Annotated in this window: 11 protein-coding genes; 4 read left to right on the top strand and 7 right to left on the bottom strand. The window is 61.3% G+C overall.

All coding sequences use genetic code 11. The annotated features are described in order from the left end of the window. Window positions 1-57: 57 nt before the first annotated feature. From nadA to nadC, 3 genes are read left to right on the top strand one after another with little or no spacing between them, the layout of a single operon-like run. Window positions 58-1,026 carry a quinolinate synthase NadA gene (gene nadA / locus J5Y17_RS07975; protein WP_255571961.1) on the top strand — a complete coding sequence of 323 codons (969 nt, stop codon included), beginning with the start codon at window positions 58-60 and terminating at the stop codon, window positions 1,024-1,026. Continuing rightward, a complete protein-coding gene (locus J5Y17_RS07970) occupies window positions 1,026-2,585 on the top strand; it encodes an L-aspartate oxidase (RefSeq protein WP_219784706.1) in 1,560 nt (519 codons plus the stop codon). The genes nadA and J5Y17_RS07970 overlap by 1 nt, the downstream gene beginning before the upstream one ends. Next, window positions 2,582-3,436: a carboxylating nicotinate-nucleotide diphosphorylase gene (gene nadC, locus J5Y17_RS07965; protein WP_370628894.1), complete on the top strand. Its 855-nt coding sequence runs from the start codon at window positions 2,582-2,584 to the stop codon at window positions 3,434-3,436. Before J5Y17_RS07970 ends, nadC begins: the two co-directional genes overlap by 4 nt. A gap of 64 nt (window positions 3,437-3,500) precedes the next feature. Here nadC and J5Y17_RS07960 read toward each other — a convergent pair whose 3' ends face one another. Together J5Y17_RS07960 and J5Y17_RS07955 are read right to left on the bottom strand one after the other, a co-directional pair. After that, window positions 3,501-5,081, bottom strand: coding sequence for a GMC family oxidoreductase (locus J5Y17_RS07960; RefSeq protein ID WP_219784705.1), 1,581 nt, complete (start codon window positions 5,079-5,081; stop codon window positions 3,501-3,503). Next, window positions 5,071-5,778: a FadR/GntR family transcriptional regulator gene (locus J5Y17_RS07955; RefSeq protein WP_219784704.1), complete on the bottom strand. Its 708-nt coding sequence runs from the start codon at window positions 5,776-5,778 to the stop codon at window positions 5,071-5,073. The genes J5Y17_RS07960 and J5Y17_RS07955 overlap by 11 nt, the downstream gene beginning before the upstream one ends. A gap of 190 nt (window positions 5,779-5,968) precedes the next feature. Here J5Y17_RS07955 and ppaT point away from each other — a divergent pair, with 190 nt between their 5' ends. Next, on the top strand, window positions 5,969-7,162 hold the full coding sequence (gene ppaT / locus J5Y17_RS07950; protein WP_219784703.1) for a pyridoxamine--pyruvate transaminase: 1,194 nt from the start codon (window positions 5,969-5,971) through the stop codon (window positions 7,160-7,162). Between the two features lie 69 nt (window positions 7,163-7,231). On the opposite strand, the gene J5Y17_RS07945 is transcribed toward ppaT, so the two are convergent. The 5 genes from J5Y17_RS07945 to J5Y17_RS07925 are packed head-to-tail and all read right to left on the bottom strand — an operon-like array spanning window position 7,232 to window position 12,635. Then, window positions 7,232-8,275, bottom strand: coding sequence for a 2,5-dihydroxypyridine 5,6-dioxygenase (locus J5Y17_RS07945; RefSeq protein WP_219784702.1), 1,044 nt, complete (start codon window positions 8,273-8,275; stop codon window positions 7,232-7,234). A gap of 13 nt (window positions 8,276-8,288) precedes the next feature. Beyond that, entirely contained in the window at window positions 8,289-8,807 is a 519-nt protein-coding gene (locus J5Y17_RS07940) for a flavin reductase family protein (RefSeq protein ID WP_219784701.1), read from the bottom strand. After that, window positions 8,804-9,910 (bottom strand): AbrB family transcriptional regulator, encoded by a 1,107-nt coding sequence (locus J5Y17_RS07935; RefSeq protein WP_219784700.1) that lies wholly within the window; start codon window positions 9,908-9,910, stop codon window positions 8,804-8,806. The genes J5Y17_RS07940 and J5Y17_RS07935 overlap by 4 nt, the downstream gene beginning before the upstream one ends. Further along, window positions 9,907-11,199 carry an amidase gene (locus J5Y17_RS07930; RefSeq protein ID WP_219784699.1) on the bottom strand — a complete coding sequence of 431 codons (1,293 nt, stop codon included), beginning with the start codon at window positions 11,197-11,199 and terminating at the stop codon, window positions 9,907-9,909. The genes J5Y17_RS07935 and J5Y17_RS07930 overlap by 4 nt, the downstream gene beginning before the upstream one ends. Next, a complete protein-coding gene (locus tag J5Y17_RS07925) occupies window positions 11,196-12,635 on the bottom strand; it encodes an amidase (RefSeq protein WP_219784698.1) in 1,440 nt (479 codons plus the stop codon). The genes J5Y17_RS07930 and J5Y17_RS07925 overlap by 4 nt, the downstream gene beginning before the upstream one ends. Between the last annotated feature and the right edge of the window lie 3 nt (window positions 12,636-12,638).

Raw genomic sequence — 12,638 nt, 5'->3', positions numbered from 1 at the left:
CAGATGGAGAATAAGTCATGCCTCGGATGTACTCAAATCGAGTACAAGGAGGACCCTATGACGACCATGCGCTTGCCTGAGCTTTACGACCGCGTTTCCAAGATCATTCCGCACCCGGACTGGATGCTGTTTGAGGATGACATCGCGGCCATTCTCGAACTGAAAAAAGAGAAAAACGCGGTCATCCTCGCGCATAATTACCAGACCCCCGAAATCTTTCACGGGGTGGCGGACATCGTGGGCGACAGTCTGGCGCTTGCTCGTAAAGCCGTGGACGTCGAGGCCGATGTCATCGTGCTGGCAGGCGTGCATTTCATGGCGGAAACGGCCAAGCTGCTGAACCCGGAAAAGACCGTTCTGATCCCGGACATGCGCGCTGGATGCTCGCTGGCGGATTCGATCACGCCGGAAGACATCGCGCTTTTGCGGGCTGCGCATCCGGATGTGCCGGTGGTGACATATGTGAACACCTCCGCCGCAGTCAAAGCCGCCTCCGATATTTGCTGCACCTCCGGCAACGCCAAGCAGGTCGTCGAATCCCTCGGTGTGCCGAAGGTCTTGATGCTGCCTGACGAATATCTGGCGCAAAACGTTGCGCGGGACACGGATGTCGAACTGATCGCGTGGAAAGGCCACTGCGAAGTCCATGAACTGTTCACCCCGCAAGATGTGCGCAGCATGCGCGAGGCCTATCCCGGCGTGACGATCCTCGCGCATCCCGAATGCCCGCCCGAAGTCGTTGCAGAAGCGGATTTTTCTGGCTCGACGGCAGTGATGTCGAATTATGTCGGGGATGAGAAGCCAGCGCGCGTGCTGCTTTTGACCGAGTGCTCGATGAGCGACAATGTGGCGGTGAACCACCCGGATGTGGAGTTCGTGCGGCCCTGTAACCTCTGTCCGCATATGAAACGGATCAGCCTGCGCAACATCCGCGAGACGCTTGAGACCGGACTGCATGAAGTGACTATCGACCCGGCCATCGCCGATGATGCGCGCCGCGCCGTCGAACGTATGCTCGCAGTGTGATGCAGTCCCTTGATCCTCTGGCGGGTCAGATCGCCGTTGTCGGGAGCGGCATTGCCGGTCTGATCACCGCGCTCGAACTGGCGCCTCGGCCCGTGGTGCTGGTCACCCGCGCCGAACTTGGCCGCGAAAGCTCAAGTCTTTGGGCGCAGGGTGGCATTGCCGCAAGCCTTGGGCCCGATGACGATCCCGACCTGCATCTTGCCGATACGCTCGCGGCCGGAGCGGGGCTTTGCGATCAGGACGTGGCGCGTGGGATTCTCTCAGACGCGCGCGATGCAATCGCGACTCTCGAACACTATGGTGTGCGGTTCGACCGCAAGCCCGATGGGACCTTTTCCCTCGGTCTCGAGGCGGCCCACGGTCGACGCCGCATCCTTCACGCAGGTGGCGACGGATCGGGTGCCGCGATCACATTGGCCTTGGCCGAAGCCGTGCGCCGGACGCCTTCGATCACGCTGTTGACCGGGGTGGAGGCGCGCCGCGTGCTCACCGAGGAAGGTCGTGTCACCGGGCTTTTGCTTCAGACGGAAACAGATGCGGGCATTCTGCCTACGACGCAGGTGGTGCTGGCGACCGGCGGTCTTGGCGGTCTCTTCGATGCCACGACAAACCCCTCCGGCAATGTCGGGCAGGGCGTCATGATGGCCGCCCGCGCAGGCGCGCTTCTCGCCGATATGGAATTTGTGCAGTTCCATCCCACCGCGCTCGATGTCCCGCGCACGCCGCTGCCCCTCGTCAGCGAAGCGGTCCGGGGTGAGGGGGCGTGGCTGCTCAATGGGGCAGGAGAGCGGTTTATGCTGGACACCGAAGGGGCGGAGTTGGCCCCGCGTGACGTGGTGGCCCGTGCGATCCATGCCCAGATCGAGCATGGGCAACGTGTTTATCTCGATGCGTCCCGCGTGCTCGGTCCGCGATTTGCCACAGCCTTTCCCACCATCGACCGACTGTGCCGTGAGGCGGGGATTGATCCCGCGCGAGACCCGATCCCGGTCCGCCCGGCAGCGCATTACCACATGGGTGGCGTGGCCACGGACGCCTTTGGGCGCACAAGTCTTGCGGGCCTCTGGGCGGTTGGAGAATGCGCCGCGACGGGGTTGCACGGCGCCAACCGGCTCGCCAGCAACTCTCTCTTGGAGGCGGTGGTCATGGCGCGCCGTGCGGCGAAGGCCTTGGACGAAACTCCGGTACACTCAACAAAAGTGTCTATTCGCACAACTCTTCCTCGACCATTGCCACGCTCCGATGTGGACGCCGTTCGACCCATCGTCTCGCGTCATCTCGGGCTGATCCGTGACAAGGCGGGGCTTGAAGAGGCGATCCGCCGTTTGCGTCCGCTCGCCTTGGGCGACGGCCCGGCGTCTGATCCCGCCCTCGTTGCGCTCGCCATTGCGGGATTTGCCGCGCTGCGTCTTGAAACGCGGGGCGGACATGCGCGGCGCGATTTCCCGAACCTTCTGAGCAATGCCATCCGCCACCGGATGACCCTTGATGACATTCTGGCTGCGACCGCTGATCTGGTTCCGGCCAAGCCCCACCTCGTTTCGGAGTATATGACGTGACCCTTTCTCCTCTGCCTCACCTGATGATCGAACCCGTTGTGCGCCGTGCGCTTGAAGAGGATCTCGGCCTTGCCGGGGACATCACGTCTATGGGTGCAATCCCCGCCGGGCATCGCTCGGTTGTGACTGCCGTGTCCCGCACGGAAGGCGTCATTGCCGGCCTTGATTGTGCCGAGATTGCCTGTCACCTCGTCGATCCCAAGATCAAGTTCACCCGCCTTGTCGAAGATGGCGAGATGGTGTCGCCCGGCACTCATGTCGCCACCTTCGAAGGTCCGTCCCGCAGCTTGCTGACTGCCGAACGCACGGCGCTTAATTTCATGGGGCATCTGTCCGGCATCGCTTCTGTCACGGCGGAGCTGGTGCGGGCGGTCGCGGGCACGAAAGCGGCGATCACCTGCACCCGCAAGACCACGCCGGGGCTGCGGGCCTTGGAGAAATATGCGGTGCGCGCGGGCGGTGGGATGAACCACCGCTACTCTCTCGCCGACGCGGTTCTGATCAAGGACAACCATATCGCGCTGGCCGGTGGTATCCGTCCGGCGCTTGAAGGCGTGCGGGCTGTGGCGGGGCATCTGGTGAAGATCGAGATCGAGGTGGACACGCTGGATCAGTTGGCCCAGGTGCTTGAGATCGGGGCGGACGCCGTGTTGCTGGATAACATGTCTTCGGAGATGTTGCGCGAGGCGGTGGCCATGGTTGACGGGCGCGCGATCACCGAAGCCTCGGGCGGGATCACGCCGAAGACGGCGGCTTCGGTGGCGGCTTCTGGCGTGGATTTGATCTCTCTGGGTTGGATCACCCATAGTGCGCCAGTGCTGGACATCGGGCTGGATTTCGTGCCGGCGTGAGGGCCGTCACGTGTTTCTCCTGCCACCAAACCGCACTTATGAGCGCAGTTTGGTGGCAAAGAGTTTAACCCAATGCTGCACGCGGCGCGTTCCCCATTCGTGACGCGGCAAAGCTCTCGGCGATGGCCATCACGGCGGCATGGATGGGGCCTGCGGTGATTTCCGGAATGATGGATGAGTCAACGATCCAGAGATTGTCGAGCCCGCGCATTTTCAGATCCGCATCGACGATGGCATCGTCATCCGCGCCCATCCGGCAGGTCGCGACCGGGTGGTGATGTGTGATCGCGGCCTTCGCGATGAAGGCATCCATGGCATCATCGTCGACCAAATCCTCGGGGCTGGGCTGAATCTCCTCCGCGATCCACGGCGCAAGCGCGTCGCTCTGGCCGATGCTGCGTGCCCGTTTGAGCGCGACGCGGAACATATGTCGGTCGTGTTCCGTGGCGAGGTAATTCGGGTCGATCTTTACAGGATCGGAGAGGTTCGGTCCGGTGATCGTCAACTCGCCCCGGCTGGTCGGATTGGTGACGCCAAAGAGCAGCGTGAAACCTTCGCCGGGAGCGGGTGCGTTGTCGAACATTTCCGAAGCACTGGGGGCCGCGACGCAGCCGACTACGATGTCAGGGCGGCCTTCGGTCCGGGTGGGGTCTTCGGCCTGATAGCTCAAGGACTCCGAGATTTGCAGTTTCGAGGGCACAATCTCGCGTTTCGCACGGTAGATATTGCCTGCGGCCAACAAATGGTCGTGCAGGTTCTTGCCGATCTCCGGCCGTTCGATCACACAGTCCACGCCCGCTGCGGCAAGGCGCGCGGGATCACCAATGCCGGAGCGCATCAAGGTGGTCGGGCTTCCGATCGCTCCGAGGCTCAGGATGATCTCATCGGCCTCGTAACGGATCGGGCCATTGGTTGAGGCGACTTCGACGGCGATAACCTTGGTGCCGTCGAGGATCAATCGCTGCACGGGGGCATTCTCGATGATCGTCAGATTCGGACGCGCGAGGACCTCCGGTGTCAGCCATGCATCTGCTGTCGTGACGCGTTTGCCGTCGCGGATCATCAGCGCGTTGGGGGCGGTGCCGATCAGGTGCTCGCCGCAGTGATCGCGCAGGCGCGGCATGCCAAGCGCGACCCATCCCTTGATATAGTCCTTCACCAGAGGATGGCTCTGCGTTTCGTCCGGTAGCATAATCGGCATCGGACCGTCGCTGGCATGAAGAGCATCTTCGGGAATGTTCCAGTTCTCGGTGGCCTTGAATGCCGGCAAAAGACCGTCGTAGCTCCAGCGGTCGTCCCCCGACACCTCAGCCCAGCGGGCGAAATCCTCGCGGTGGCCGCGCACATGGAACATAGCATGGAGGTTGCTCGATCCGCCGAGGACTCGGCCGCGCGCCCAACGATGGACCCGGTCGGCTGTGCCAGCTTGTGGTGTGGTTTCGAAATCCCAGTCGAACGCGCGGCCTTGAATAAAAGGCCACATATCCGGTTTCGCGATGTCGGGATCTTTCGCCCATCCGCCCGCTTCAAGCAGGGTCACTTTGACTTTCGGATCGGCGCTGAGGCGGTTGGCCAGAATGCAGCCTGCCGAGCCACCTCCCAAAATAAGAAGGTCGCTCGTCAGTTCGTCAGTGTTATGCGGCATCGCCCGGCCTCATTCCCAATCCCATAAGTTTTCTCTGTGTGCGCTCGAGGTGATCGAACATGGCACGTTCCGCCGTCAGCGGGTCGCGGGAGGCAATCGCCGCCGCAATTCTTTGATGTTCGAGGTCGCGCGCTTTCACGCGCTCAACCGTCGTGTGTTCATCGCTGTCCGCATCCGTAAATCGCAGGCGGGCATCGTTTTGGACCCTGTGCAAAAGGATATGAAGTTCGGACGCGAGGCTGTTGCGTGACCCTGCCGCAACCGCGCGGTGGAAGTCCTGGTCCGCCTGAGCCGGGCTCAGGTCGGCGGGGGAATGCGCGGTTTGCAAAATATGAGCGATTTCGTCGGGAGAGGCGCGCAGCGCAGCCAATCGCGCCAGTGCGGGTTCGATCATCAGGCGCATTTCCATGACTTCCAGCGGATTGGTGGATTGCACCAGTTTCGCACTGCTGGGGGCTGGGCTGCTGGTCTCGGAATGGGCGCGGCGACCGCTTTTCGCGGGCGTTAATTCACCATTGTCGCGCAGCACCTTGAGCGCCTTGCGCAGGCTGTGACGGGACACTTTGAGCGTCTCTGCAAGGATGCGCTCGGGGGGCAGGTCTTCCGAGGCCTTGAGAAGACCACGAAGGTGTTCGACCAGATCTTCCTCCCGGTCTGTGCGCTTTACACTCTGATCTGATGTCGCCTTGTCGTTCATTCTGCCCTTACCCTCCAATAAACCTTTAAACGTGTTTCCCTGAATTTGAGTGAAATAGCGGCATCATGCAACCAAAAACTGGAAAATGGTGAAACTTTGGTTGCGTGTGGTCGCGGAGCTGTGGTTGCATGAAGGAGGTTCACGCCGACTCCGTGCGATCCGGCACAGCCATAGGCGTCAGGAAACAGGAATGACCACGATGAAAGATATGATGGCGGCGGCGGACGCCCCCGCGCTCTTCACCCTTACGACCGGACCGGTCAACTGCTATCCAGAAGTTCTCTCCGCGCTCGGAAAGCCAGTATTTTATGACTATGATCCGTCATTTATGGCCTATTACGAAAAGGTCATGCGCAAACTTTCCACGGCACTCGGGACCTCTGACATCCCAATTGTTCTGCAGGGGGAACCTGTGCTGGGCCTCGAAGCGGCGGCCTATTCTCTGGTCGCGCCCGATGATGCCGTGCTCAATCTGGCGTCGGGTGTCTACGGGGCCGGATATGGGGAATGGCTCAAGCCTCGCGCGGGTCAATTCCACGAGATCCGCGTCGTCTATAACGATGTGGTTGATCCGGTTGTGGTTGATGAATTCCTAGCCAACCACCCGGAAATCAATTTGGTTGCGGTCTGTCACCACGATACGCCCTCAGGGACGATTAACCCGATCAAAGACATCGGCGAGGTGGTCCGCAAACATGGGGCGCTCTATGTGGTCGACAGCGTTTCGGCCTGGGCCGGTGTCGAGGTGGATGTTGAGGCCTGTCATATCGATCTTTTGGTCACGGGCCCCAATAAATGTCTCGGTTGCCCGCCAGCTCTCTCAATTCTGACAGTGTCCGAGCGGGCATGGGCCAAAATGGAGGCCAATCCTGTCGCCCCTCGGGCCTCAATTCTCTCCATTCTGGATTGGAAAGACGCATGGAAAGCATCCGAGGGCTTCCCCTTTACCCCCTCCGTCTCAGAAATTTACGGCCTCGAAGCAGGAATTGATCGCTACTTGGAAGAGGGGCCGGAAAATGTGTGGGCGCGTCATGCCAAGACGGCGAAAGCCATGCGCGCGGGCGTGAAAGCCATGGGGCTCGAGCTTTGGGTCGCAAGAGAAGACATCGCCTCTCCGACCTGCACCACGATCAAATTGCCCGAGGGCATCGACGAAACCGTCCTGCGAAACCTGATGAAGGCACGATATGGCGTGGTGATCTCTTCGGGGCGGGCGGAAACATTCAACAAGCTGGTGCGCGTTGGACATATGGGGCCGACGGCATTTCCGCTCTACACGGTTCTTGCTTTGACTGCACTTGGTGGCGCGATGGGGGAACTGCTCGGCAAGCCGCTTGATATTGGAGCGGCGGTCGCGGCGGCAGAAGCCGTCATCCGAGGTTAAATAACAGAAAAGAAATGAAAAAGGCGGCTCAAAGGGCCGCCTTTTTTGTATGTACTGTCGTCGAAAATCTCAGTCGTGGACGACAACGCCATCCTTGGTCATTGGCACGCCATCGAGAGAAAGCGAACAGCCGCGCAGCGGGATATCCATGTGACAGGGCGTGTCTCGGCTGCCACCGGCCTCGGTGTTCGGACCGGTCGAGAACAGGAAGTTCCCGGCGAAACAGCGCGCATCCATCGACAGGGCCGCTTCGCGGTCATAGAGCCCAAGCGTCGTCCAGCTTGCACGATTCTCAAGCCCCCAACCGACATGGGCCATGGCGAAGGCATCCGGATCGTTGAAGCTGTCCATGAAACTCTTCATGTATTCCGCAGTCCAGCCGCCTTCGATCTTGGTGACAAAGCCTTTCTCGATGGTGAGATAGATTTTGTCTGCCGCATAGCGCTTGAACGGCAAAAGGATGTCGCCTTCGTCAATGACGATGGTGCCTTCGGCAGAGCCTTCGTCGGGCCATCGGGCGATCATGCAGCTCGGCCAGTGATCCCAGCGACCCGGCTCGTCCGCCAGACCATATTGCAACAGCACCGGATATTGCCCGAGTTTGCAGCGGAAATCGGTGCCGGCCTTCGAGGTGACGTGCATCTCTTTTGCCGGTTCCATGTATTTGTTTGCCGCGATGACCTTGTTCTTCGCTTCGGGCGAGGGGATCATCCGCAGCATGGTCTCCGGCGGCTCGACCGCCAGCAACATGCGGGTGCCGGTTTTCAGGATCTCTTCCTGTTCGTGGGAAAAGAGCAGCTGAAGCGTGTCGATCACCAGATCGGAGGCCTTCAGGGCCGCAAGTGCCGCAGTGTTGACCCCAAGGCCAAGCTGGGTGGTTTGGCCGACATAGCCGGATTTGTCACGCGACAGGGCCTTGTCGCCATTGATCATCGGCAGGTTGATCATGGTGATGATGCCGCCCAAAAGACCCACGGCGGTGCGCGCGCATTCGACGATCTGCATATTGCTGTCGTCTGAGGTCAGGATGGCCACTTGTTCGCCGGGCTTGAGTTGGCATTGTTCCAACACGTTTTTCCACGCGAGGACAAAATCTGCGTTGCTGATGGACATGGGGGCTCCTGTTTTATCTGACGGCGCCGACGGCGTGGAAGCCGCGGTTGTAGTGCAATAGCGGTTGGCGGTCCGGGTTGAGTGCGGCTTCACGCACCTCCCCGATGAAGATGCTGTGTGATCCGGTTTCAATCGCCTCTTTGAGTTCACAGGCAACCGAAGCCTGAGCAAACGCATAAGCGGGGGCGCCGACGTTGGTCTCAACCCATTCGAACCCTTCGAATTGGTCGGCGCCGGTCTTGCCGGTCATTCCGGCAAAGCTTTCTGCGACGTCGAGGGCCTCTTGGCATAGGATATTCACGCAGAAATGCCCATTCTCGGTGATCGCCCGATGCGCTTCTCCATTGCGGTTGACGCAGACGAGCACGGTCGGGGGCTCCATCGTGACCGAGGTAAATGCCGTGGCCGTGAGACCGCGGCGCGCCTCACCCTTTCCGGCGGTGATGACGGTAACGCCTGCTGGGTAGGCGCGCATGGCGGCCTTGAGGCCCTCGACGGCGTCGGCTTGAGGATAAACCATTGGCATGATCATGTTTCTCTCCGTGAAGCGGTTTTTCCGGGAAAGGCCCAGATCGGCAGACGCATCAGCAGGTCTACGAGAAATGGGCCAAACAATACGACGGTGAACATCCGCACCGTTTGAAAGGCGATAACGGCGGCGACATTGGCCTTGGTGGCGATCGCCACGAGAGCAACGGTTTCGATGCTGCCGGGGGCAGAGGCCAGAAGGGCGGTCTTGATGTCGATGTCTGTGAACGCATAGAGCAGCAGTCCCAGCCCGGCGCTGATCAGGATGAGCATCACGGTCGAAACCAAGACGGCCGGGATCAGGCGGATCACGTGCCCCAGCACTTCGCGCGTGAATTTCAGCCCGACTTCGAGGCCGATGATGCCGAAAGTGGCGAGGATCATGAGGTTTGGCACATGGAGGTGCAAAAGGCCTGTCGCTTCGATCACGGCGCAAAGGATCAGCGGAATGAGCATGCCCGCCGCCGGAAGGCGTTTGATCTTGACGGCAATCAGAGAGATCGCCGCAAGCAGCGGGGCGAGGATCGGAGAGAGCGGTGAGATGTCGCGCGGCGGCAGGCTGGCTTCGGGGCTGTCTGGCAGGAGCGCGGCGAACAGGGCGACGGACAGGATCACGGCAGCGAGGCGCACATATTGCATGAGGGCCACGATCCGAGCGTCTGCACCGCGTTCGTTGGCGATGATCACCATGGCACCAGACATGCCGGGCAGGCTGCCATAGACCGCGACATCCTCGGAAATTCCGGTCGTTCGGTTCAGAACCCAGCCGATGCTAAAGGCAACAAACAACGTGGCGCAGGTCATCGCCAGCAAAAGTGGCCAGTCCTGAGCGACATCCACCAAAATGGCCGGGGACATGGAGGTGGCGATGAAGACACCCGCAGCGCCCTGAGCCAACACATAGGCGGGGCGGGGCACGCGCAGATGGCTGCCGCTGCCGCCAAACGCGATGCCCGCAATCATCGCGCCCAAAAGCGGCGCCGCAGGGAAGTGAATGAGCCCGAGCAGGGTGGCAAGCCCGATGGCCGCCGCCAGAAGCGCCGCCCATTGCAGGCTCTGGCGCACGTCTTGGCTGCTCAGGCGTTCAAGTGGGTTTTGTCCCTTCATTGAAGTTCTCGCGGTGCATCGAGGCAGGTTTCGACAAAGGCTGCCATGGCCAATGTTTTAGCGTCTTCGCCGACCCGCCCGATCACTTGAACGCCAACGGGAAGACCGTCGTGGACAATCGCCGGAACGCTCAGAGCGGGCATGTGAAGCAGCGTCCAAGGCGTGTTGAACATCGGTGCGCCGGTGCTTGCAAATCCTTCTGGGGCGGTGCCCGGCGCCGAGGGGGCCAAGAGCACATCGACGTCCGTCATGGCCTCCGCCAGTTCGGCTGCGACCTTGGGCAGCGCGGCGCAGGCGGCGTCATAGGCGGGGGCATCGACCAGCGCTTTTTCGGTCAGGAAATCGCGCGTTACGGGGGTGAGCTGATCCCAGAGCACGGTGCGCTCAAAGGACAGGGCGCGCGTGACCTCCCATCCCATGATGGCGAGATGCAGAGCGTGGGTCGTGATGAAACTCTCAGGCACGTCGATCTCGACCACGGAGCCGCCGGCGGCCTCAATCCGTTGGACCGCAAGATCAAGCGCTGCTACGGTCGCGGGATCTGCGCTGTCAAAGGGCGGGGTGCGGAACAGGCCGATTTTCGGCGCCGCAGGGAGATCTTCGGGCAATTTGAGAGACGGTCTCCCGGCAAGCACGGAGGCCGCAAGCGCCGCATCGCGCACATTGCGCGTCACCAACCCGAGCGTATCAAGAGAATGGGCCAGAACCTTGACCTCGGCCGGTTCGAGCAGTCCAAACGTGGGTTTGTAGCCGACCACGCCGCAGAAGGAGGCGGGCCGGATGATAGAACCGGCCGTTTGGGTGCCAAAAGCCATCAACGCCAAGCCCGCAGCCACGGCGGCACAGGAGCCCGACGAGGAGCCACCCGGCGTGTGCGCGAGGTTCCACGGGTTGCGGGTCTTGCCTGAACTGGCCATGGCAAATTCCGTCGAGACGGTCTTGCCCATGATCAATGCGCCAGCCGCTTTGGACTGCGCCACACAAGGCGCATCCCAATAGGGCTGCCGCCCGGCATAGGCTTCAGAGCCATATCCCGTCGGCATGTCCACCGTGTCGATCACGTCCTTCACGCCCACTGGAAGCCCCGCGAGCGGACCCGCTTCGGCCTTGTCGCGCGCATCCGCGCTTTTGCGGACGAGGTCGGGGTCGGTATGGATATAGGCTCCGATTGCACCGTCTTTCTCGGCAATCCGCTCCAGATAGGCTTCGGCCACGTCACGGTGTTTCACGGTGCCCGAGGACACCTTTGCGATGAGATCGGTGGCGTCGAGTTTGATCAGATCACTCATGAGAGAAACTCCGAAAGGTCGGGGCGCATGTCAGCCCAGGGCGCTGCGCGTTCAAATTGGCCTGCGAGCGAGAAAAGCAGGTTCTCACCGCCCAGTGCCGCACCGAAATGCACACCGATTGGCAGGCCGGATGTCGACAGTCCGAATGGCAGGCTCATGGCCGGGAAGCCGGAGGCGTTGAAGGCGCAGGTGAAGGGGCTGTGCGCCCAGAATTGGTCATAGAACGCATCGAGTCCCTGTGACTGGCTCGACATGATGCCGAGTTTCGGCGGCAATTCGGCGCTTGTCGGAGACATCAGAATGTCGAACCGCTCAAAGAACTGTCCAAGTCCGCGCGCAGTGGCGTGAAGCTGGTTGACCGAGGCAAGATAGTCCATGCCCATCAGCGTAAGCGCTTTGCGGATCCATTCCTCATTGGCGGGTTCAAGTTCGGCAATCGGGTCGCTGATTCCAAGCGCCTTGCCGCGCGCCAGAACGGCACTGGCGACATTGACGCCGGGGATGACTTGCCATGCGGTCTTGAGCGCTTGCGCATCATAGCCGGCGCTTTCAACGATCTCGACATGGTGGCCGAGGCTCTCCATGAGTTTGGCCGCCTCTTCCGTTCGCGCGAGAATCTCGGGATCGACCGGCGTGCCGAGCGGCGAGGCAAGTGTCAGCCCGATCTTGAGAGGTTTCGGATCGCGTGCAACCGAAGCGAGGTAGCTCTCGGTCTGCGCGGGCTGGGCGTAGGGGTCACCAATATCCGCGCCGCCGGAAATATCCAGTAATGCGGCGCTGTCGCGTACCGACTTGGTGAGCGCATGTGGCGTCGACATGCCTGCGATCCCTTCGACCGCAACCGGCCCCAAAGGATTGCGCATCCGGCTCGGTTTGAAGCCGAACAAGCCCGTATGCGCGGCGGGGAGGCGGGTCGATCCCGCCCCATCGGAACTGTTGGCAAAGGGCACGAGACCGGCGGCAACGGCTGCCGCTGAGCCGCCGGAGGAGCCGCCCGGTCCATGTGCGAGGTTCCAGGGGTTTCGCGTGACGCCGAATTCGCGTGGCTCGGTCGCAAAGCTCAGAGCGAATTCGGGCGTGTTGGATTTGCCCAGAATGGTGATGCCGGCGGCGCGGTAGCGCGCCACAAGCGTGCAGTCCGTCTGATCCACATGCCCCTTGAACAAACGACAACCCGTCGACATTTCCATGCCGCGCACGGCAATGCCGGTGTTTTTGACGAGAAAGGGCACGCCCTTGAATGGGCCGTCGGGAAGGCCTGCATCAATATCGGCTTCTGCCAGATCGAAATGCGGATGCACGATGGTGTTGAGATGCGGTTCGAGTTTTTCAATGCGCGCCATGGCGCTCTCGAAAACCTCTTTCGCGCTGACCTCACCGCTCTTCACCAGTTCGGCGATCGCGGTGGCGTCGAGCCTGTCGTAATTGTCTAGCATGTC

This window comes from Celeribacter sp. PS-C1, assembly GCF_019429625.1.
Taxonomy (GTDB): domain Bacteria; phylum Pseudomonadota; class Alphaproteobacteria; order Rhodobacterales; family Rhodobacteraceae; genus Celeribacter.
Note: the sequence above shows the minus strand (reverse complement) of the source record. Positions and strands in the feature narration are given on the sequence as shown.

Excerpts from the sequence above, each read along its gene's own strand:
- J5Y17_RS07935 (WP_219784700.1), bottom strand. The coding sequence starts at position 9,910 with ATGAAGGGACAAAACCCACTTGAACGCCTGAGCAGCCAAGACGTGCGC.
- ppaT (WP_219784703.1), top strand. The coding sequence starts at position 5,969 with ATGACCACGATGAAAGATATGATGGCGGCGGCGGACGCCCCCGCGCTC.
- J5Y17_RS07940 (WP_219784701.1), bottom strand. The coding sequence starts at position 8,807 with ATGATCATGCCAATGGTTTATCCTCAAGCCGACGCCGTCGAGGGCCTC.
- J5Y17_RS07970 (WP_219784706.1), top strand. The coding sequence starts at position 1,026 with ATGCAGTCCCTTGATCCTCTGGCGGGTCAGATCGCCGTTGTCGGGAGC.
- J5Y17_RS07955 (WP_219784704.1), bottom strand. The coding sequence starts at position 5,778 with ATGAACGACAAGGCGACATCAGATCAGAGTGTAAAGCGCACAGACCGG.
- J5Y17_RS07925 (WP_219784698.1), bottom strand. The coding sequence starts at position 12,635 with ATGCTAGACAATTACGACAGGCTCGACGCCACCGCGATCGCCGAACTG.
- J5Y17_RS07930 (WP_219784699.1), bottom strand. The coding sequence starts at position 11,199 with ATGAGTGATCTGATCAAACTCGACGCCACCGATCTCATCGCAAAGGTG.
- nadA (WP_255571961.1), top strand. The coding sequence starts at position 58 with ATGACGACCATGCGCTTGCCTGAGCTTTACGACCGCGTTTCCAAGATC.
- J5Y17_RS07960 (WP_219784705.1), bottom strand. The coding sequence starts at position 5,081 with ATGCCGCATAACACTGACGAACTGACGAGCGACCTTCTTATTTTGGGA.
- J5Y17_RS07945 (WP_219784702.1), bottom strand. The coding sequence starts at position 8,275 with ATGTCCATCAGCAACGCAGATTTTGTCCTCGCGTGGAAAAACGTGTTG.